This is a genomic window from Frigoribacterium sp. NBH87 (genome assembly GCF_014217665.1).
GTDB classification, from domain to species: Bacteria; Actinomycetota; Actinomycetes; order Actinomycetales; family Microbacteriaceae; genus Frigoribacterium; species Frigoribacterium endophyticum.
The window spans coordinates 1,665,789-1,684,500 of the sequence record NZ_CP043650.1; the positions used below are offsets into that span (position 1 = coordinate 1,665,789).

General features: G+C 74.7%; 19 protein-coding genes. 4 read left to right on the forward strand and 15 right to left on the reverse strand.

The features are described 5' to 3' along the window. Positions 1–50: 50 nt before the first annotated feature. From F1C15_RS07680 to F1C15_RS07690, 3 genes are all read left to right on the forward strand, one after another. Entirely contained in the window at positions 51–266 is a 216-nt protein-coding gene (locus F1C15_RS07680) for a toxin HicA (RefSeq protein WP_192126680.1), read from the forward strand. Beyond that, positions 263–610: a type II toxin-antitoxin system HicB family antitoxin gene (locus tag F1C15_RS07685; RefSeq protein WP_056057490.1), complete on the forward strand. Its 348-nt coding sequence runs from the start codon at positions 263–265 to the stop codon at positions 608–610. Before F1C15_RS07680 ends, F1C15_RS07685 begins: the two co-directional genes overlap by 4 nt. Before the next feature lie 302 nt (positions 611–912). Then, the gene (locus tag F1C15_RS07690; protein WP_255465588.1) at positions 913–1,536 is read left to right on the forward strand and encodes a YitT family protein; all 624 of its coding nucleotides are present in this window, start codon (positions 913–915) and stop codon (positions 1,534–1,536) included. Between the two features lie 21 nt (positions 1,537–1,557). On the opposite strand, the gene F1C15_RS07695 is transcribed toward F1C15_RS07690, so the two are convergent. The 15 genes from F1C15_RS07695 to F1C15_RS07765 all read right to left on the reverse strand — a co-directional run bounded on the left by F1C15_RS07695 (position 1,558) and on the right by F1C15_RS07765 (position 16,949). Continuing rightward, positions 1,558–2,811: a mannosyltransferase family protein gene (locus F1C15_RS07695; protein WP_185230418.1), complete on the reverse strand. Its 1,254-nt coding sequence runs from the start codon at positions 2,809–2,811 to the stop codon at positions 1,558–1,560. Positions 2,812–3,054: 243 nt separating this feature from the next. Continuing rightward, complete coding sequence (locus F1C15_RS07700; RefSeq protein WP_056057496.1) at positions 3,055–4,227, reverse strand: flagellar hook protein FlgE; 1,173 nt, start codon at positions 4,225–4,227, stop codon at positions 3,055–3,057. An 85-nt stretch (positions 4,228–4,312) separates the two neighbouring features. Further along, on the reverse strand, positions 4,313–4,774 hold the full coding sequence (locus F1C15_RS07705; protein ID WP_167260438.1) for a flagellar hook assembly protein FlgD: 462 nt from the start codon (positions 4,772–4,774) through the stop codon (positions 4,313–4,315). Positions 4,775–4,841: 67 nt separating this feature from the next. Further along, positions 4,842–6,638, reverse strand: a complete 1,797-nt coding sequence (locus tag F1C15_RS07710) for a flagellar hook-length control protein FliK (protein WP_185230420.1) — start codon at positions 6,636–6,638, stop codon at positions 4,842–4,844. Continuing rightward, the gene (locus F1C15_RS07715; protein ID WP_255465058.1) at positions 6,635–7,384 is read right to left on the reverse strand and encodes a C40 family peptidase; all 750 of its coding nucleotides are present in this window, start codon (positions 7,382–7,384) and stop codon (positions 6,635–6,637) included. Before F1C15_RS07715 ends, F1C15_RS07710 begins: the two co-directional genes overlap by 4 nt. After that, the gene (locus F1C15_RS07720) at positions 7,381–7,887 is read right to left on the reverse strand and encodes a flagellar export protein FliJ (protein WP_185230422.1); all 507 of its coding nucleotides are present in this window, start codon (positions 7,885–7,887) and stop codon (positions 7,381–7,383) included. Before F1C15_RS07720 ends, F1C15_RS07715 begins: the two co-directional genes overlap by 4 nt. Then, entirely contained in the window at positions 7,887–9,176 is a 1,290-nt protein-coding gene (locus F1C15_RS07725; protein ID WP_255465589.1) for a FliI/YscN family ATPase, read from the reverse strand. The genes F1C15_RS07720 and F1C15_RS07725 overlap by 1 nt, the downstream gene beginning before the upstream one ends. Positions 9,177–9,286: 110 nt before the next feature. Then, the gene (locus F1C15_RS07730) at positions 9,287–9,973 is read right to left on the reverse strand and encodes a FliH/SctL family protein (RefSeq protein WP_185230425.1); all 687 of its coding nucleotides are present in this window, start codon (positions 9,971–9,973) and stop codon (positions 9,287–9,289) included. Positions 9,974–10,312: 339 nt separating this feature from the next. Next, entirely contained in the window at positions 10,313–11,278 is a 966-nt protein-coding gene (gene fliG / locus F1C15_RS07735; protein WP_156370264.1) for a flagellar motor switch protein FliG, read from the reverse strand. Between the two features lie 89 nt (positions 11,279–11,367). After that, positions 11,368–13,056, reverse strand: a complete 1,689-nt coding sequence (gene fliF, locus F1C15_RS07740; RefSeq protein ID WP_185230427.1) for a flagellar basal-body MS-ring/collar protein FliF — start codon at positions 13,054–13,056, stop codon at positions 11,368–11,370. After that, a complete protein-coding gene (gene fliE, locus F1C15_RS07745) occupies positions 13,056–13,421 on the reverse strand; it encodes a flagellar hook-basal body complex protein FliE (protein ID WP_185230429.1) in 366 nt (121 codons plus the stop codon). The genes fliF and fliE overlap by 1 nt, the downstream gene beginning before the upstream one ends. Next, a complete protein-coding gene (locus tag F1C15_RS07750) occupies positions 13,421–13,816 on the reverse strand; it encodes a flagellar basal body rod protein FlgC (RefSeq protein WP_056057516.1) in 396 nt (131 codons plus the stop codon). The genes fliE and F1C15_RS07750 overlap by 1 nt, the downstream gene beginning before the upstream one ends. Beyond that, positions 13,816–14,160, reverse strand: coding sequence for a flagellar basal body rod protein FlgB (gene flgB, locus F1C15_RS07755; protein ID WP_167260450.1), 345 nt, complete (start codon positions 14,158–14,160; stop codon positions 13,816–13,818). The genes F1C15_RS07750 and flgB overlap by 1 nt, the downstream gene beginning before the upstream one ends. Before the next feature lie 228 nt (positions 14,161–14,388). Further along, positions 14,389–15,108, reverse strand: a complete 720-nt coding sequence (locus tag F1C15_RS07760) for a response regulator (RefSeq protein WP_255465061.1) — start codon at positions 15,106–15,108, stop codon at positions 14,389–14,391. Then, complete coding sequence (locus F1C15_RS07765) at positions 15,105–16,949, reverse strand: sensor histidine kinase (protein WP_185230431.1); 1,845 nt, start codon at positions 16,947–16,949, stop codon at positions 15,105–15,107. The genes F1C15_RS07760 and F1C15_RS07765 overlap by 4 nt, the downstream gene beginning before the upstream one ends. Positions 16,950–17,161: 212 nt before the next feature. Between F1C15_RS07765 and F1C15_RS07770 the strand changes: the two genes are divergently transcribed. Further along, positions 17,162–18,664: a CitMHS family transporter gene (locus F1C15_RS07770; RefSeq protein WP_167260454.1), complete on the forward strand. Its 1,503-nt coding sequence runs from the start codon at positions 17,162–17,164 to the stop codon at positions 18,662–18,664. Positions 18,665–18,712: the final 48 nt, after the last annotated feature.

Below are 18,712 nucleotides of genomic sequence, written 5' to 3' on the forward strand. Positions count from 1 at the left end.
CAGATGGGACCATCGAGATGAAGGCTTCGTTGCGGAGGATCGTCGAGAGCATGCGGCGCAACCCCGTCGACGTCAGGTTCACCGACCTCGAGAAGGTCTGCGACGGCGTCTTCGGTCCCCCTCGACGCAGGGGCGGCAGCCACGCGATCTACCGGACACCCTGGCGAGGAGACCCTCGGGTCAACATCCAGGACGATGCCGGCAGAGCGAAGGCCTACCAGGTCAAGCAGGTACTCGCAGCGATCGACGAGATGGAGTCACGATGAGCATCGTTCTCGACACCCCCGAGGTGCGGCACTACAGCTACGCGGTGGCCTGGTCTGCGGAGGACCAGGAGTACGCCGCCACGGTGGCGGAGTTCCCGTCGCTCTCGTGGCTCGACGCCGACCAAGACGCAGCCCTGACCGGGCTCCGCGGCCTCGTGGCCGACGTCGTCGACGATCTCGTCGCCTCCGGCGAAGACGTCCCGACACCGTTCGGAGAGCGACGCTTCAGCGGCGAGTTCCGTCTGAGGACGACGCCGGACGTGCACCGCGGCTTGACCATCGCCGCAGCTCGTCAGGGCGTCAGCCTCAACCGTTACGTCAACTCCCTGCTCACGCGCGACTGAGGGCGCTCACGCAGAACGACGCACGCCCTCAGCCGAGCGACCACCCGGGCGAGGGCGAGGAGGCACGGGCGGGCTGGCAGGATGTCCCGGTGACCGACACCCCCGCGAACGACGGCACGCGCGACGCCACCCCTGTCGCCCGTCCCTCCTCCCCCACCGCCGAGAACGCCGCCGCCGAGAACGCTGCCGACGGCGCGACCACGCCCACCGGTGCGACGCCGACCTGGTCGACGCCCGAGTCGACCGGGCCGGACGCCGCGCTGTCGCCCGACACGGCGACCCCGCTCGTCGACGACCCGGCCCTGACCGAGAACTCCGTGACGGTCGACGCCAACAAGCACACGCTCGCCGAGAACGTGATGGGGGTGGTGACGGGCGTCTTCATCGCCTCCTTCGGGCTGTTCCTGCTGAAGGAGAGCGGCTCGGTCTCGGGCGGCACCGCAGGCCTCGCCCTGCTGGTCAGCTACGCGACCGGCCTGTCGTTCGGCCTGCTCTTCCTGCTCGTCAACGTGCCGTTCTTCGCCCTCGCGCTCTGGAAGAAGGGCGTGGGCTTCACGCTGCGCACCGTGATGACCGTCGCGATGGTCTCGGCCTTCTCGTACCTGCACCCGGTCGCCCTCGGCATCGACGAGCTGAACCCCGTCTACGGCACCCTCGGCGGCAACCTGCTCGTGGGCGTCGGCCTGCTCATCCTCTTCCGCCACGGGGCGAGCCTCGGCGGCATCAACATCCTCGCGCTGATCCTCCAGGAGAAGGTCGGCTGGCGTGCGGGCTACGTGCAGATGGTGATCGACGTCGCCATCGTGCTGTTCTCGCTGACCGTCGTCTCGCCCTGGGTCGTGCTCGTCTCGGCCGCGGGCGCCGTCGTGCTCAACCTCGTGCTCGCGCTGAACCACAAGCAGGGGCGGTACCTCGGGCGGACGTGAGCCGCGGGGCACCCTCGCGCCCTAGGGCGCCCAGAGCGTCCAGAGGAGCACGACCGCGACGGCCTGGAGCACGACGCTGGCGACGATCGTGACGACCACGCGCCTCCTCGTGACCGACAGCTGCGCGTCGGCGAAGAGCGGCGACAGCGGCAGCAGCATGCGGAAGCTGCTCTGCTGCGGCAGGAACACCGCCACCAGGTAGGCGACGTAGCCGATCGTGTACGTCTGCAGCTCGAGCCCCAGGCGACCCGACCGCCGCACGAGTCCGACGGCCAGGACGGCGATCAGCGCCGCCGCCGCGACCACCCCGAGCCACCCGCCCATCGCCGCCCCGAACCGGAACCACGGCGTGAACGGCACGAAGCCGTCCGACCCGATGTAGTCGCGCCACCACGACGACTCCGTGGCGAAGTAGCCGTCGCGCTCGCCCGTGACGAGCGCGACGACGACCGGCCAGGCGAAGCCGGCCGCCGTGACGACGAGGCCCGCCGCCCAGATGCGCACGTGCTCGGTGACCGGCTCCCGCTCGCGGCGCACGAGCCGCACGAGCCAGGTCAGGCCGAGCGCCGCCGACAGCGCGAGGGCCCCCGGGTGCGCGAACGACGCCAGCACCCCGAAGACCGCGAACCAGAGCCACCGCCGAGCCGTCATCGCGAGCAGCGCCGCGAACATCAGCAGCAGGAACAGGCTCTCGGCGTAGGGCACCTGCAGCACGAACGACATCGGCGAGACCGTGAAGAAGACGGCGCCCCAGAAGGAGGCGCGGGCCCCGAAGCGCCGCAGCATCAGCCGGTGGAGCACCAGCGTCGCGCCCGCCCCGGCGAGCGTCGCGACGACGAGCGCGCCGACCAGCCAGCTGCCGCCGACCACCGGCGCGACGAGCTTCACCACCGCGGGGAACAGCGGCATGAACGCCCATGCGTTCTTGACGACCTGGCCGTCGTCGTTCCGCGGCAGCTGCGTCGGGTAGCCGCGCTCGGAGATCTCGGCGTAGAAGCGCGCGTCCCACGACGAGAGGTAGCCCGCGAAGCCGGGTCCGCCGTCGTGCTGCGCCCAGCTCGAGGTCGCGGTCAGGCCGTACGTCACAGCGAGCAGCGCCGTGCTGAGCAGGCGCGCCAGGGCGTAGACGGCGAGGAGGCGGAGGGCCGTCGCGAGGGCGCTGGTGGTCGGCGCGGGTCGGGCTTCCGGAGCGGCGTCGAGGCTGAGGCCTGGGCCGGGGCCTGGGCCGGGACGGGGGGCGGGCGGCGTGCGGTGCGCCTCCGTCCCCGTGCTCATCTCCCTTGTCTACGCACCGGGCCCTGGGAGGCCCGCTCCCGCGTACCCCGCCGGTCGGGGCGTCGAGTGGTCACGATCTGCTGCTCGCCGGCCTCTCGGACCGCAGATCGTGACCACTCGGCGCGTGCAGGCCTCCGCACCGCGAAGAACCCCGTTCCGTTCACCGAACCCCGGCAGAACGGGGTGCAGTGAACGGAACGGGGTTCGTCCGGGCCGAGCAGGCGCGGCGCGGCGCGCGTCGAGCTAGCGCTTGAGGTTCGTGAGCTCCTGCAGCACCTCGTCGGAGGTGGTGATGATGCGGGCGTTCGCCTGGAAGCCGCGCTGCGCGACGATCAGGTTGGTGAACTCCTGCGAGAGGTCGACGTTGCTCATCTCGAGCGTGCCGCTCGAGAGCGAGCCGACGCCGGGCGAGCCGGGGATGCCGAGCGCGGCGCCGCCCGAGTTGGCCGTGGCGCGGTAGCCCGACGCCCCCGCCTTCTCGAGGCCGCCGGGGTTGGTGAAGGTGGCGAGCGCGATGCGGCCGAGGGCGAGCGACTCGCCGTTGCTGAACTGGCCGACCAGCGTGCCGTCCTTCGAGAGGGTGAAGCCCTGCAGCGTGCCCGCCTCGCGGCCGTTCTGGTCGGTGACCGCGACGGTGTTGAGCTGCGCGAAGCCGGTGATCTTCGACAGGTCGACGGTGATGCCGTCGACGACCATCGAGCCGGCGCCGACCTGCGCGCCGTCCTGGAAGGCGAGGGTCGTGTTGCCGCCCGCGCCCGAGCCGTCGGTGCCGACGACGTTCCAGCCGCCCGCCGTGCGCGTGAACGACAGCGTCAGGGTCTTCTCCGTGCCGAATGCGTCGTACACCTTCGTGTCGCGCGTCAGCGTCGAGCCGACGGCGGTCTCGGAGGGGAGGTTGCCGGCCACATTCGCGGCGGTGGTCGCCGTGGCGGGGGCCGCGCCGTTGAGGGGCAGCGTGATGTCGCCGATGGCGCCGCCGTCGTTCACGACGCCGTCCGCGGCCGAGTAGCCCTGCACGATCTTGCCGTCGGCCGACACGAGGCGGCCGTCGGCGTCGAAGTCGAACGCGCCGGCGCGCGTGTAGAGGGTGTCGTTGCCGAGGCGGGTGACGAAGAAGCCGTCGCCCGAGATCATCAGGTCGGTCGCCTTGCCGGTGGCCTGGGCCGAGCCCTGCGCGAAGTTGGTCGAGATGCCCGCGACCTGCACGCCGAGGCCGACCTGGGCGGGGTTGGTGCCGCCGATGCCGGTCTGCGGCCCGCCGGCGCCCTGGGTCATCTGCGACAGGGTGTCCTGGAACTGCGTGGTCGAGGCCTTGAAGCCCGCGGTGTTGACGTTGGCGATGTTGTTGCCGGTCACGTCGAGCATCGTCTGGTGCGAACGGAGGCCCGAGATGCCGGAGTAGAGGGAGCGGAGCATGGCAGCTGCCTTTCAGGGAGCATGAGGGAGGCGCGTCCTGCGCGGGGAGACCGGTCGCGTCCTGCAGCCGGTGTGGTGCGGGGAGCTACGGGGCGGTGGGAGCGGTCGGGGAGGTCGGCGCGGTGATGCCCGAGATGAGGTCGAGGGCGACCTCCTTGCCGGCGACGGTGACCTTGGGCACCGAGTCGGCGAAGGAGACGCTGGTCGCGGTGCCGGTGACGCTCTTGCCGTCGGCTCCGGTGTAGCTGACCTGCTGGCCGACGAGGTTCGAGGCCGCGATGCGCATCTGCAGCGAGAAGCCCTCGTTCGCGGTGGTGGTCTGGTTCGTGACCTGCTCCATCATCGCGAGCTGGGTGGTCTGCGAGATCATCGCGTTCGTGTCCATCGGCGACGACGGGTCCTGGTTCTTCAGCTGCGTGACGAGCAGCTTCATGAAGATCTCGCTGTCCATGGTCTGCTTCGGGGCGCGGCCGGCGCTGGCGGCGGCCATCGCGGCGGCCTGCGTGGCCGGGTCGACGGTTCCGGAGATCTGGTCGATCGAGGGCATGTGACGGGACTTCCTGGTCGGGGTCGTGAGGTCGAGGGGAGGCGGCGGGCGCGGTCGGCGCCGGCGGTCAGGCGAGCACGTCGAGCGAGGTGACGGGCCCCGAGGAGGCGCGGTGCACGCCGTCCGCACGGGCGGCGGCTCCGAGGCCGGTGCCGGAGCGCCGCAGCCGCTCGTCGTCGGGTGCCCGCCCGGCGGCGCCGTCGCCCCGGCCGTCGCGCTCGCCGGCGCCCGCGGCCGCGCCCCGGTCGTCGGAGGGGGCGTTCTGGCCGGAGAGGTCGATGCTCGCCTGCACCCCCGACCCGCCGAGGTCACGGCGCAGGTCGGGCAGGATCGCCCGGACCGCCTCGCGCCCGGCGTCGGACGCCGCGAACATCTCGACGTGCATGCCGTGCGCGCCCACGTGGGCACGGACGGTCACGGGCCCGAGGGCCTCCGGGCTGACGCTGACGGTCACGACGTGGATGCCGGGGCCGGCGGCGGCCAGCGAGAAGAGCGGCCGGTGCAGCTGCGGGGCGAGGGAGGGCGCCGGGGCCGACGGGGCCGCGGCCGGGGCGGGCGTGGCCGCCGCGGCCGCACCAGGGCCGGAGGCGGGGGCCACGACCGGCACGGCGAAGAGGGCGGCGGGGCCGGTGCCCGCGCCGGGGTCGGCGGGGGCGGGGGCGGCCGCGACCGACGTGCCGGGCACGGAGCCCGTGGTGGCCGTGCTGCCCGTGGCGGAGCTCGACGCGGCAGGGCCCGCCGGGGCCGCCGCGGGGGCGGCGAGGTCACCCGTCGCGGTCGCGACGACGGGCGAGCCGACAGCGGCAGTTCCGACCGGACCGCCCAGAGTCGTGAGGTCGCCGGTCGGCACGGAGAAGGCAGGTGCCGGTGCCACGGCGGAGGCGGCCGCGCTCGTGCCCGCGGACGGGACGGCGGACGCCGACGTGACGGGGCCCGGCAGGGCGGAGGTCGACGCGGCCGGTGCAGAGGCGACGGAGGCGGCGGCCGGGGAAGCGACGCCGGTCTCGCCGAGGGCACCCGCGGCGACGACGACGGGCCCGGCGCGGTGGGGAGCACCGGAGGCGTCGGGGACGGCGGGGCTGGTGCCCGCCGACGTCGCCGTCGCCGCGGCGAGGACCGTCGCGGCGCCGGACAGCGTGCCGGTCAGCGCCCCGGCCACCGACGGCACGACGGCGGCGGGGTCGACGTCGCTGGTCGTGGGGCCGGTGACGACGGTCGGCACGGCCTCGGACGTCGGTGCACCGACCGGCGACGGTGCGACGCCGAGCCACGGCGCGGCCACGGCGAGCAGGGCCGTCGAGAACGGACCCGACGGTGCCGGGGCGGCGTCGGCTCCGGCCGTCGGGTCGGCGGTGGCGGGGACGGCTGCGCCCGCCGCCACGGCGGCGTCGGCGGCGCCCGCCGCGTCGCCCGCAGGATCGACGACGGCCGCGGCCGCGTCGTCCGCCGCGGGAGCGGTCTCGCTCCGCGCTGCTCCACTCCGGAGTGGATCAGCGACCCCGGCGGGCGTCGCGCCCGTGCCGGGGGCGTCGCCGACGCGCGTCGGGGCAGAGGCACGGTCGTCCGCGCCGGCGGGGCGAGCGGGGTGCGGCTGGACCCGCGACTCCCCCACGGCCTCGCGGGTCAGCCGGGCGGCGGCCGCCCGGGTGGCGACGACGTCACGGGCGGCGCCGGCGTCACGCGACGACCCGGCGTCGCGCGCCGAGCCAGCGTCGCGCGCCGAGCTCATCGCCGCGCCGAAGGCCCCGAGCGCCGCCGCGCCCGAGGAGGGGACGGCGCCCGAGCCGAGCCCGGCGGCGCGACCCGACGCGGGCAGCGCCGACGGCGCCGGCGGCGCGGACGGCAGCGTGCGCAGCCCGCTCACGAGGTCGCTCCCGACCGCATCAGCTGCTGCAGCTGCGCGGTCATCAGGTCGACGTTCTGCACGGAGCCGGCGGCGGCCGCCGCGGCGCCGACCGACGACACCGGCGCGGTGCCGGCCGTCGCGGGCACGACGCGGCGGATCGTCGCGAGGTCCGAGTCCTTGTACCAGTTGTTCACGATCTGCACGTCCTTGCCGGGGCGCGGGGCGTGCAGCACCTTGCCGTCGCCGAGGTAGATCACGATGTGCCCCTCGCCCTTCGGCACGAGCAGGTCGCCCGGCTTCGCCTCGGCGAGCGACAGCACCTCGGCGCCCATGTCGGCCTGATCGGGCACGACGCGGGGCATGGCGACCCCGAGGTCGGCGAACACGCGCTGCACGAGCCCGGAGCAGTCCATGCCGCTCGCGTCCTCGCCGCCGAACACGTACGGCACGCCCAGGTACTTCTTCGCGGTCTCGACGACGTCGGGGCCGGTCGCCCCGCTGCCCGAGGCCACGGCGCCCTTCACGGCGTCGACGGAGGCGGTGGTCGAGAGCGAGCCCGCGCCGGCGGCCGAGGAGGCGGCCGGTGTCGCCCCGGTGCCGGCGAGCGCGTCGGCGAAGGCGCCGGCGGACGCGGCGGACGTGCCGGTGCCGGTGCCGGCCGCGGCGGCGCCGCCGAGCAGCGCGGCCGCCCCGCCGGTGCGGAGCTGGGCGATCTGGCTCTGGATGTCCTGGATGCGTGACAGGACCTCGGTCACGGGGCTCACGAGCGTCCTCCGGGAGGGGTCGAGGGGGAAGGCGGGAAGGGCGAGGGAGTCGTGGTGCCGACGGCCGGGGCAGGCGCCGCGGTCGGGGCGGGCGGGGCCCACGACTGCGTCGCGATCTCGTCGAGGGCGACCTGCTCGTCGTGCAGGTCCTCGGCGGCGGAGAGCACCGCGTGCTTCTCCTCCAGCTTCTCGAGCCCGATGGCGGCGCGGCGGGCCTCGCCGAACGCGGCCTGGGCCTCGGCGGCCTCGGCCTGGCGGCGCTGCGTCACGGCGTCGAGCTCGGCGAGCATGCCCCGGGTCGAGGCGCGCGACGCGGCGACCGCGCTGAGCATGGCCGCGTCGGTGATGGCGACCGGGCCGTCGTCGAGCGTCCGCCGCGCCGCGAGCCGCGCGTCGGCGGCCGTCCGCAGGCGGCCGTTCGCGTCGGCGAGGCGGCCGGCCGCGATGTCCTGCTGCGCGTGGCGGAGCCGGAGCAGGCCCGCGAGGGAGAAGGATCGGGGCATCAGGCACCTCCGAGTCGAGCGGTGAGCTGGGCCAGGCGGCCCCACGACTCGGTCGAGGGGGCCTGGTCGTCCATGGCCTGCTGGAGGAAGGCGTCGATGGAGCCCTGGTGGTCGACGGCCGCGTCGACGAGCGGGTTCGTGCCGCGCTGGTACGCGCCCACGTCGAGCAGGTCCTGCGCGGCGCGTCGGGCGGCCATCACCTTGCGGAGGCTCGTCGCCGCGGCGCGCTGGGCCGGGGTGGTGACCTTCGAGGCGACGCGCGAGACCGAGCCGAGGGCGTCGACGGACGGGAAGTGGCCGGTCACGGCGAGCTTCCGGTCGAGCACGACGTGGCCGTCGAGGATGCTGCGCGCGGCGTCGGCGATCGGCTCGTTGTGGTCGTCGCCGTCGACGAGCACCGTGTAGAGGCCCGTCACCGAGCCGACGCGGTCGGTGCCGGCGCGCTCGAGCAGCTCGGCGAGCACCGAGAAGGTCGACGGCGGGTAGCCGCGGGTGGCCGGGGGCTCGCCCACCGAGAGGCCGATCTCGCGCTGCGCCATGGCCACGCGGGTCAGCGAGTCCATCATCAGCACGACGTCGGCACCCTCGTCGCGGAACGACTCCGCGATGCGGGTCGCGACGAACGCGGCGCGCAGGCGCATCAGGGCCGGCTCGTCGCTGGTCGAGACGACGACGATCGAGCGCGCGAGGCCCTCGGGCCCGAGGTCGTCCTCGAGGAACTCCCGCACCTCCCTGCCGCGCTCGCCGACGAGGGCGACGACGCTGACCTGGGCGTCCGTGCCGCGGGCGATCATCGAGAGCAGCGACGACTTGCCGACGCCCGAGCCCGCGAAGAGCCCGACGCGCTGGCCGCGGCCGACGGTGGTGAGGGTGTCGAGCACGCGCACGCCGAGCTGCAGGGGCGTGTCGATGCGGGCCCGGTGCATGGCGGAGGGGGTCTCGTGGTGCAGGCCGACGAGGTCGACCGGACGGCCGTCGGGGCGGCGCAGCGGGCCCTTGCCGTCGATCGGGCGGCCGAGGCCGTCGAGCACGCGGCCGAAGAGGCCGGCGCCGGTCGGCACGAGCAGCGGGCGGCCCGTGGAGCGGGCGGGCGTGCCCGCGGTGACGCCGGTCAGTCGACCGAGCGGCATGCAGCGGAGGCCCTCGGGGGTGGTCGCGACGACCTCCGCGAGGGTGGCGCCCGGAGCGCCGGGGCCGGCGGAGTCGCCGACGGTGACGACGTCGCCCACGGCGGCGTCGAGCCCCTGGACGGTGAGGCCGAGGCCCACGGCGCTGACGACGCGCCCCACGCGCTGCGGGCGGGCGGCGACGCGGGCGGCCGCGACGCGCGCGCCGAGGTGGGCGGCGAACGGGTCGCCGGTGCGCTCGGCGGAGAGGTCGAGGGGAGTCGCGGTGAGGGTCACGAGGCCACCTCGTCGCCGTCGCCGAGCAGCGCCGTGCGTGCCCGGCCGAGCGCCGTCGACAGCCGGGCGTCGACCAGGCCGGTGGGCAGGTCGGCCTCGGCGTCGCCGTGGCGGAGCGAGGGGTCGGCGACGACCTCGACGCCGGCCGAGCGGGCGGCGTCGGCGACGAGCGCGGCGTCGGCCGGGTGCAGGCGCACCCGCACGACGACGGAGGGGTCGAGGCCGTCGAGGGCCCGGGCGAGGGCGGCGCGGGCCGTGCGGCCCCCGCGCGGGTCACCGTCGCGCGAGCGCTCGGAGGCGGCGACCTCGTAGCCGACCACCGCGGAGGCGAGGTCCAGCGCGGTCGCGACCAGCGCCTCCTCGGCCTCGTGCAGCACGGGCACGACGCGCTCCTCGAGGGCGCGGCCGGCGGCCGCCAGGGCCGCGAGGGAGGCGGCGGTCGCCTCCTGCAGGCGCGCCAGGGCGTCCGCGTGCTCGGCCTCGAGCACGGCTCGACGGGCCGTCAGCTCGCGGTCGGCGGCCCGGAGCCCGGCGGCGTAGCCCGCGGCGTGGCCCGAGGCCTCGGCGCGTGTGCGGCGCTCGACGTCGGGGTCGGCCTGGTCGGTCGCACGGGCACCGGTGAGCGACGGGTACACGAGGCGCGAGAAGGCGTCCTGGGCGGACGGGGCGTCCGGTCGGGACATCACGGGATCGAGCACAGAGCAGCCGTTCGACGGTGGGGAGTGCGGCCGATCCGTGGCCAGGGAGGTGAGCGATCCGTGCTCAGCTGCGACTCTCGGCGGCCGCGCGGGGGGCGTTAGCGCTCGCCCCGAAGGGGGGCCGGGCCGCCGGCCGCCGGCGGAGAACGAGAGGGATCCGGCGCGGAGCACCGGGGACGCCGCGATCCCGGGGCCGCCGCCGGCCGATCACTCTCAAATTTGAGAGAGAGGGCTGCCGAGGGCGGGCGGGCGCCGCCGCGGGGGGGCGGCCGGGCTACGCGCCACTCTCAAATTTGAGAGTGATCCGCCGCGGCGGGGGCGGGGCTAGTCGACGAGGGCGTCCTCGTCGGCGCGGTGCACCGTGATGGCGCCCTGGGCCTCGAGCTCGCGGATGGCGCGCACGACCTCGGCCCGCGCCTCCTCGACCTGCGACTTGCGCACCGGGCCCATCGACTGCAGCTCGTCGTCGAGCAGCTCGCGGTTGCGCTCGGAGACGTTGCCCCGGATGACCTCGGTGACGGCGGCGAGCGCGCCCTTCATGGCGGTCGCCAGCACGGCGGCGTCGATGCCGCGGAGCACCTGCTGGATGTCGCGCGACTCGAGCTTGACGATGTCCTCGAAGGTCAGCATGCGCGAGCGGACCTCCTCGGCGAGCGCCGGGTCACGCTCGTCGAGGCCGTCGAGCAGGGCGCGCTCGGTGGCGCTGTCGCTGCGGTTGATGATCTCGACCAGCGGCTGGATGCCGCCGACGACCTCGACCTGCTCGCGCGGCGCGACGACGGCGCCGGCCCGCACCTTGAGGGTGGTCGCGACGATGCCGACGGCCTCCGGGGTCGCGGTGCCCATCGTGGCGATGGCCTGGGCGACGTCGGCGCGCACCTCGACGTCGAGCCCGGCCAGCACGGCGGAGGCCTGCTGCGGCCGGAGGTGCGCGAGCACGAGGGCGATGGTCTGCGGCAGCTCGCCGTCGAGCAGGGTGATGACCTGGCCCGGGTCGGCCTCGTCGAGGAACTCGAAGCTCTTGCCCATCGCGTTCGAGGCGAGGCGCTCCATCACGCCGGCGGCGCGCTCGGAGCCGAACGAGGCCTCGAGCAGGCCGACGGCGACGTCGTGGCCGCCGCGGCGCTGGTAGCGGCCGCTGACGCTGAGGTCGTGGAACTCCGCGACGGCCGACTCGGCCACCGCGGGGTCGACGCGGCGCAGCCGGACGATCTCGGCGGTGATCTCCTCCGCCTCCTCCTCGCTGAACTGCTTCATCACGGTGGCGGCGCGGGTCTGCTCCATCTGCATGAGGATCACCGCGACCTTCTGCGCACCGGTCAGGGGGGCGCCGCCCGCACCGGGTGCGGCGGTGCCGAGCCCGGCCAGGGGCACCAGGCTCACGAGCCGACCCGCTGGTCCATCAGGCCGCGCAGCAGCTCGGCGGTCTTCTCCGGGTCGCGCTCGGCGAGGGCGTCGATCTCGGCGCGCTTGCGCTCGGCCGACACGTGCTCGGGCGAGGGCTCGGGGGCGTCGACGCTGAGCAGCTGGGTGGGCGCGTCGTCGCCGAGCATGCGGCGGCCGGAGGCGCCGGCGTCGCCGAGGTCGAGCGGCACCGTGGCGTCCCAGGTCTGGGCCGGGGCGCCGGCGCTCAGCTCGCCGAGGTCGATCTCCTCCCGGGCCTGGCGGCGGCTGCGCTTCGCGAAGACGATCATCGCGACGATGATCGCCAGGGCGATCGCGCTGACGATGCCGACGGTGCGGACGGTGCTCCACATGGCGGCGTCCGCGGCGGCGGCGTCGGCGGCGGCCAGCGCCTCCTTCGCGGCGTCGGCGCCCGAGGTATCGAAGTCGACCAGCGCGACCTTCACGTCGTCGCCGCGGGCCGCGTCGATGCCGGCCGCGGCCGTGACGAGGTCGTTGATGCTCTGCAGGTTGACGTTCTTCGCCGCGTTCGCGTCGAGGGCGACCGAGACGGTCTGTCGGCTGACGCCTCCCGAGGGCACGCTCATCGTCTCGGTGGTCTTGTCGACCGCGTTGTTCTTCGTCGCCGACTCGTTGACGTAGCCGTCGTCGCCCGCGGCGCCGCCGGCGGCGGTGCCGCCCGCGGTCGCGGTGTTGTTCGGCACGGCGATGTTGTCGGGGCCGAGCACGCCCGTCGCCCCGGTGCCGCCGGCCCCGGCGGCTCCCGCTCCGTACTGCTCGGTGGTGCTCGACTCGCTGAGCGCGATCGGGCCCGTGGTGGGCTGCGAGAACGACTCGGTGACGCGGGTGCCGGCGTCCTGCTCGAGGTCGGCGGCGACCACGACCGACGAGTTGCCGACGCCCACCACCTTGTCGAGCATCGCCTGCACCGACGACTGGACCTTGGTCTCGTAGTCGCCCGCCTGGTCGCCCGCGCCTCCCACGGCCCCGGTGCCGATCTGCGAGAGCACGGCCCCCGAGGCGTCGGTGACGGCGACGTCGGTGGTCTTCATGCCCTCGACGGAGGCGCTGGTCAGATTCACGATCGCCTGCACCTGCTGGTCGGTGAGGGTCGCGCCGCCCTGCGTCTCGACGAAGACGGAGGCCGTCGGGTCCTTCTGCTCGGAGACGAAGACGCTCTCCTCCGGCACGGCGAGCTGCACGCTCGCGGTCTTCACGCCCTTCATCGCCATGATCGTCTTGGCGAGCTCGCCCTCGATGGCGCGCTTGTAGGTGACGTCCTGCTGGAACTCCGACGAGGTGACGCCCATGGTGTCGAGCAGCGAGTAGCCGCCCTCGCCGTTCGTCGACGGCAGCCCCGCCGCGGCCGCGGTGAGGCGCTCCTGGTAGACGCTCTCCTCGGGCACGAGGATCGTCTGGCCGCCGGCCGTCAGCTGGTACGGCACGCCGTCGGCCTTGAGCTGCTCGACGATGGCGCTCGCGTCGACGGGGTCGATGCCGCTGAACAGCGGGGTGTAGGTCGGCTTCGTCAGCCAGCTCATCAGCGCGAACGCGCCGAGCGCGAGGGCCGCGACGAGGATGACGACGATGGTCTTCTGGGCGACCGAGAAGCCGGCCAGGGTGGCGCGCAGCTTGTCGAGCGTGCCCTTCAGTGCGGTGGGCATCAGGCCTGCATCCTCATGATCTCGGTGAAGGCGTCGACGGCCTTGTTGCGGACGGCGCTGACCAGCTCGAGGGTGACCTGGGCGCGCGTGGCGGCGATGGTGGCGTCGTGGATGTCGGTGAGGTCGCCGGTGACGGCCTTCACGGCGAGGGTCTTGGCCTCGCCCTGCAGCTGCTGGAGGCCCTCGACGGCGCCGACCATGCTCGCGCCGAAGGTCGCGCCGGAGGCGGTGGGCGCCCCGGCCACGCCGGTCACGTCGGCGACGCCGCCGGCCCCGCCCGCGCCTCCCGCCTGCACGATCGACGACACGTCGGCGTAGCCGGTCGGCTGAACGGCTCCGAGAGCCGGGATCCCTGCGACAGGCATCAGCCACGTCCGATCTGTAGTGCGGCCTCGTAGGCCGTCTTGGCACGGTCGACGACAGCGGCGTTGGCCTGGTAGCCGCGCTGCGCCATGATCAGGTCGCCCATCTGGGCGCCGAGGTCGATGTCGGGCATCCGGACGTAGCCCTCGGCGTCGGCCAGGGGGTGGTCGGGGAGGTACGTGACGCGGCCGGCCTCGCTGCCGTAGCGGTCGGCACGGACGAAGACACCGGAGGTGCCGGCGCCCTCCTGCACCTCGACGTAGCGGGCCTGGAAGGCGGTGTCGTCCATCGACTTGACGGTGTTGACGTTGGCGATGTTGTCGGAGACGGCGTCGAGCCACTTGCGGTGGACGGTGAGGCCGGTGCTCGCGATGCCGATCGCGTCGAAGGCGGGCATCAGCTCGTCCGGAACGCGGCGCGGACGGCCGTCAGCTCGGAGTTCATCGCCTGCGTGGCGAACTGGTAGCGGAGCACCGTGTCGACGTTCGAGAGCGTCTCGGTGTCGAGGTTGACGTTGTTGCCGTCGAGCCGCGTCGGCTCGAGCGACCGGCTCGTGGTCGCGCCGACGGCGCCGCTGCCCTGCGAGACGGAGCGGCCGAGGGCCTCCTCGAACGCCACCCGCTTGGCCTGGTAGCCGGGGGTGTTGACGTTCGCGATGTTGGCCGCGATGGTCTTCTGGCGCAGCGAGAGGCCGTCGAGGGCGCTCTGCAGGGCGGCCTGGGTCACGGATTCGAGGGGCATGCACGTTCCAGGGGTCTCGTGTCTCCGTGTCAGGGAGACGAGGGGCCGATCCGTGGCCGGGGTGTCGAGCGATCCGTGCTCAGGGCGCTCTATCGGCGCGGCGGCGGGGCACGTAAGTGCACGCCCCCGGAGTGGGGGGACGCTGGAGCTCAGAGGATCGCGGAGCGATCCCGCGACGCCAGTCCCGAGGGAGCCTGCGACCGAGGCCTGCTCGCGTCGACACCCGCCTCAGGCGCGGAGGTAGCGGTGCTCGGGCCGGCCGGCCGACCCGTAGCGGAGCTGCATGGCGAGGTGGCCGTCGGCGGCGAGGGAGGCCAGGTACCGCTGGGCGGTCGCCCGGCTGACCCCGACCTGGTCGGCGACCTCGGCGGCGCTGAGCTCGGCGGCGGACGCGACCACCGCCTCCAGCACGGCCTGCTCCGTCGCCGAGCGCGACCGCGACGACGCCCGCGCGTCGCCGGAGTGCAGGATGCGCTGTGCGCGCTCGACCGCCTCCTGGTCGACGCCGCCGCGCTCGCCGGCGCCCCGCCCGGCTGCGCCGCCGCCCTGCTCGGGCCCGTGGTCGTCGAGCACGTGCTCGAAGCGCCGGTAGGCCCGCAGCCGTTCGTCGAGCAGCTCGGCCGCGAAGGGCTTGATCAGGTAGGCGAGCGCCCCGCGGCGGAGGGCGGTGCGCACCGTCGACGGGTCGGAGGCCGCGCTGAGCACGAAGGCGTCGACGTCGAGCTCGCGCAGCAGGTCGAGCCCGCTGCCGTCGGGCAGGTAGAGGTCGAGCAGCACGAGGTCGACCGGCTGCTCGGCCAGCGCCCGGCGGGCGGCCGCGACCGTGCCGACCGGGGGCAGGGCCCGGAAGCCGTCCTGCGCGTCGACCCTCGCGCGGTGCACGTCGGCGACCCAGAAGTCGTCGTCGACGACGAGCACGGTCAGCGGGGAGGCGGGCGTGGCGGTCACGAGGTGCTCCTGGAGGGGTCGGGGCGGCCGGGGCGGCCGGGAGCGGCGGCGGGGCCGGGCGGCACCGCGCCGGCGGGCTGCACCGCGCCGACGAGCCGGGCGCAGAACACGGCGCCGTGGGCGTCGCCGCCGGGCGAGCCGAGCCACACGTCGCCGCCGCGGCGACGCGCGGTGTCGCGCGACAGGGGCAGCCCGAAGCCGAGGCCGTGCACCGGGTCGTGCACCGCGCCTCCCCCGGGCTCGCCGTCGTCGGCCTGCGACGGGCCGGGCACGTCGCGGCGGCGCTCGAAGAGCCGCTCGGGGCGCGCGACCCCGTCGCCGGAGTCCATCACCGAGAGGTGCAGGTCGGGGCCGTCGTCGAGCAGCTCGACCTCCACCCAGGCCGGCGTCGTGCGGCCCGCGACGGCGGCGCGCACCGCGTTGTCGATCAGGTTGCCGAGCACCGTCGTCACGTCTCCCGCCTCGACCACCTGCCCCGCGACGAGCGTCTCGGGGCCGAGCTGCAGCAGCACGCCCCGCTCCGCCGCCTCGACGCCCTTGGCGCCGACGAACGCCTGGAGGTACGGCTCGGCGAGCCGGTCGGCGTGCTTCACCGGGTAGCGCAGCGGCCCGTGCTCGAGCACGTCGGCGAGGTAGCCCTTCGCCTGCTCCACCCGCCCGATCTCGAGCAGGCCGGCGACGGCGTGCAGCCGGTTCGCGAACTCGTGGCGCTGCGCGCGCAGCGCCGTCGTCATCGCGCCGACCGCGTCGAGCCGGCGGGTGAGCGCCTCGACGGCCGTGCGGTCGCGCAGCACGGCGACGCGGCCGAGGTCGACGCCCTCGCGGGCCACCGGACGCACGTCGACGATGAGCACCCGGGGCCCGACGACGAGGGTCGTGCCCGCGGGCCCGGCCAGCCCCGCCGAGGGCGACCCCGAGGAGGCGCGGGCCGGGTCGAGCAGGTCGGCCAGCTCCCCCGGCAGCTCCAGCTCCGCGAGCGCGCGCCCCACGACGTCGTCGCCCGCCGAGCCGAGCGCCAGCAGCTGCGCCGCCTGCTCGTTGCAGACGCTGACGCGGCCCTCCCGGTCGACCGCGAGCACCCCCTCCCCCACGCCGCCGAGCACGGCCTGCTGGTTCTGCACCAGGGTCGCGAGGTCGTCGGGCTGGAGGCCCAGCGTGAGGCGGTCGAGGCGGCGGCGGATGAGCACCGACGCGACCACGCCGAGCAGGAGCGCGAGGGCCGCGACGCCGACCACCGGCAGGGAGTCGCGCGCGACGGTGTCGTACACGCGGGCGGGGGCGTAGCCGACGCTGACCTCGCCGACGACGACGGGGCGCTCGCCGGAGGCCGCGTCGGGGGCGAAGACCGGCACCTTCGCGCGGGCGGAGTCGCCGAGCGTGCCGCGCTCCCACGACACCGTCTCCTCGCCGCGGAGCGCCGCGTCGGGGCTCGTGCTGACGCGCTCGCCGATGCGGTCGGGCTCGGGGTGGGCGAGGCGGACGCCGCGGTCGTCGGTGACGACGACGAAGAGCGCGCCGGTGCGCTGCTGCACCGACGAGGCCGTGAGCTGCAGCGGGCCCCCGGCGAGCGCCTCCTCGTCCAGGGCGGTGCCGTCGACGCTGAGGGCGGCGACCTCGCGGCGCACGTCGCCGTCGGCCGCGACGCTCTGCGCGACGGCGAGGGCGGTCGACTCGGCCTCGTGGGCCAGGCGCTGGACGGCGACGCCGACGAAGACGGCCGTCGTGAGCAGCACGACGGCGGTGACGACGGCCAGCTGCAGCAGCAGCACCTCGGTCGCGAACCGGCGCCGCGGCCGCGACGGTCGGGCGCGGGCGCTCCGGGGTGAGCTGTCGTCGGTCACGAGCGTCAGCGTAACCGGGGCCGGGGAGGCGCGTGAGCAGAACGAGCAGAACGCCGACAACGTGCGGAACGGCTCCAACGCGCAGAAGCGCGACGCGCCTCCGACCTGGCCGCTAGCGTGCCCGGACGCGCCGCGCACCCGACCGGCCTGCCCCCTCGGGGGCGGTGACGTCGGGCCGGCCCACCGACACGCTCACGGACGAAGGAGTCCCGATGCTCGTACTGCTCGGCTATCTGATGATCCTCACCTTCATGGTGCTGATCATGACGAAGCGGCTCTCGCCGATGCTCGCGCTGATCATGGTCCCGACGATCTTCGGCCTCTTCGCCGGCGCGGGGCTCGGCATCGGCGACATGGTGATCGAGGCGGTCGGCGACCTCGCCCCGACCGCGGCCCTGCTGATGTTCGCGATCATGTACTTCGGGCTGATGATCGACGTCGGCCTGTTCGACCCGCTGGTGCGGCTCATCCTCCGCGCGACCGGCAACGACCCCGCGAAGGTCGTGCTCGGCACCGCCCTGCTGGCCGGCGCCGTCTCGCTCGACGGCGACGGCTCGACCACCTTCATCGTGACGACGGCGGCCATGCTGCCGATCTACCTGCGGCTCGGCATGAGCCCGGTGGTGCTGACCTGCGTCGCCGGCCTGATCAACGGCACGCTGAACATCGTGCCCTGGGGCGGGCCGACCGTCCGCGCCGCGGCGGCGCTCAACGTCTCGCCGTCGGAGATCTTCGTGCCCCTCGTGCCGTCGCTCGTCGCCGGCCTCGTCATCGCGTTCGCCTTCGCCTGGCTGCTCGGGCTGCGTGAGCGGAAGCGCCTCGGCGGCAGCGTCTCGCTCGACACCGCGGCCGTCGCCGTGCCCCTCTCGAAGGCGATGGCGAACGCCGGGGCCGGCGTCGCCGAGGGCCGCGGCGTGTCGATGTTCACCAGCCCGACCGTGGCCCTCGGGCTGCGCGGCGGCCGGGCCGACGGGTCGCGGGCCGACGCCCCCGGCGAGCGGGCGGTCGACAACGCCGGCACGGGCCTGTCGGAGAACGGCACCCCCGGCGTCGGCACGATGGCCGACACCATGCTCGACCCGACCCGCGAGACGCTGCGCCCGCGGCTGATCTGGTTCAACCTCGTGCTGACGGTCGCCGTGATGGTGCTGCTCGTGCTCGACCTCTTCCCGCTCGCCTACGTCTTCATGGTCGGCTCGGCGATCGCGCTGCTCGTCAACTTCCCGAAGGTGAAGCAGCAGACGGCCGAGATCGTCGCCCACGCGCCGAGCATCGTCGGCGTCGTCTCGATGGTGTTCGCCGCGGCCGTGCTGATCGGCGTGCTGAACGGCACCGGCATGGTCAGCGCCATGGCCGACTGGCTCGTCGACGTCATCCCCGACGCGATGGGGCCGTACCTCGCCGTCATCACGGGCCTGCTGAGCCTGCCGCTCACCTTCTTCATGAGCAACGACGCCTTCTACTTCGGCATCCTCCCCGTGCTCGCCGAGAGCGCCTCGGCGTTCGGCATCGAGCCCGTCGAGATGGCCCGCGCGTCGGTGATCGGCCAGCCGGTGCACCTGCAGAGCCCGCTCGTGCCGGCCATCCTGCTGCTCGTCAGCCTCGCGAACGTCAACCTCGGCGACCACCACAAGAAGGTGCTCTGGCGGGCGGCCGTGGTGTCGGTCGTGATGCTCGTCGTCGCGGTCGTCGTCGGCGTCATCCCCTGGGGCTGACGCGCCGGGCCCTCGACACGAGTGGTCACGAACTGCTGCTCCCGGCGA

Coding starts and splice junctions, on each gene's coding strand:
- F1C15_RS07680 (WP_192126680.1), top strand. CDS start 51: ATGCGGCGCAACCCCGTCGACGTCAGGTTCACCGACCTCGAGAAGGTC.
- F1C15_RS07685 (WP_056057490.1), top strand. CDS start 263: ATGAGCATCGTTCTCGACACCCCCGAGGTGCGGCACTACAGCTACGCG.
- F1C15_RS07695 (WP_185230418.1), bottom strand. CDS start 2,811: ATGAGCACGGGGACGGAGGCGCACCGCACGCCGCCCGCCCCCCGTCCC.
- F1C15_RS07700 (WP_056057496.1), bottom strand. CDS start 4,227: ATGCTCCGCTCCCTCTACTCCGGCATCTCGGGCCTCCGTTCGCACCAG.
- F1C15_RS07705 (WP_167260438.1), bottom strand. CDS start 4,774: ATGCCCTCGATCGACCAGATCTCCGGAACCGTCGACCCGGCCACGCAG.
- F1C15_RS07720 (WP_185230422.1), bottom strand. CDS start 7,887: ATGCCCCGATCCTTCTCCCTCGCGGGCCTGCTCCGGCTCCGCCACGCG.
- F1C15_RS07730 (WP_185230425.1), bottom strand. CDS start 9,973: ATGTCCCGACCGGACGCCCCGTCCGCCCAGGACGCCTTCTCGCGCCTC.
- fliG (WP_156370264.1), bottom strand. CDS start 11,278: ATGCAGATGGAGCAGACCCGCGCCGCCACCGTGATGAAGCAGTTCAGC.
- fliF (WP_185230427.1), bottom strand. CDS start 13,056: ATGCCCACCGCACTGAAGGGCACGCTCGACAAGCTGCGCGCCACCCTG.
- fliE (WP_185230429.1), bottom strand. CDS start 13,421: ATGCCTGTCGCAGGGATCCCGGCTCTCGGAGCCGTTCAGCCGACCGGC.
- F1C15_RS07750 (WP_056057516.1), bottom strand. CDS start 13,816: ATGCCCGCCTTCGACGCGATCGGCATCGCGAGCACCGGCCTCACCGTC.
- flgB (WP_167260450.1), bottom strand. CDS start 14,160: ATGCCCCTCGAATCCGTGACCCAGGCCGCCCTGCAGAGCGCCCTCGAC.
- F1C15_RS07770 (WP_167260454.1), top strand. CDS start 17,162: ATGCTCGTACTGCTCGGCTATCTGATGATCCTCACCTTCATGGTGCTG.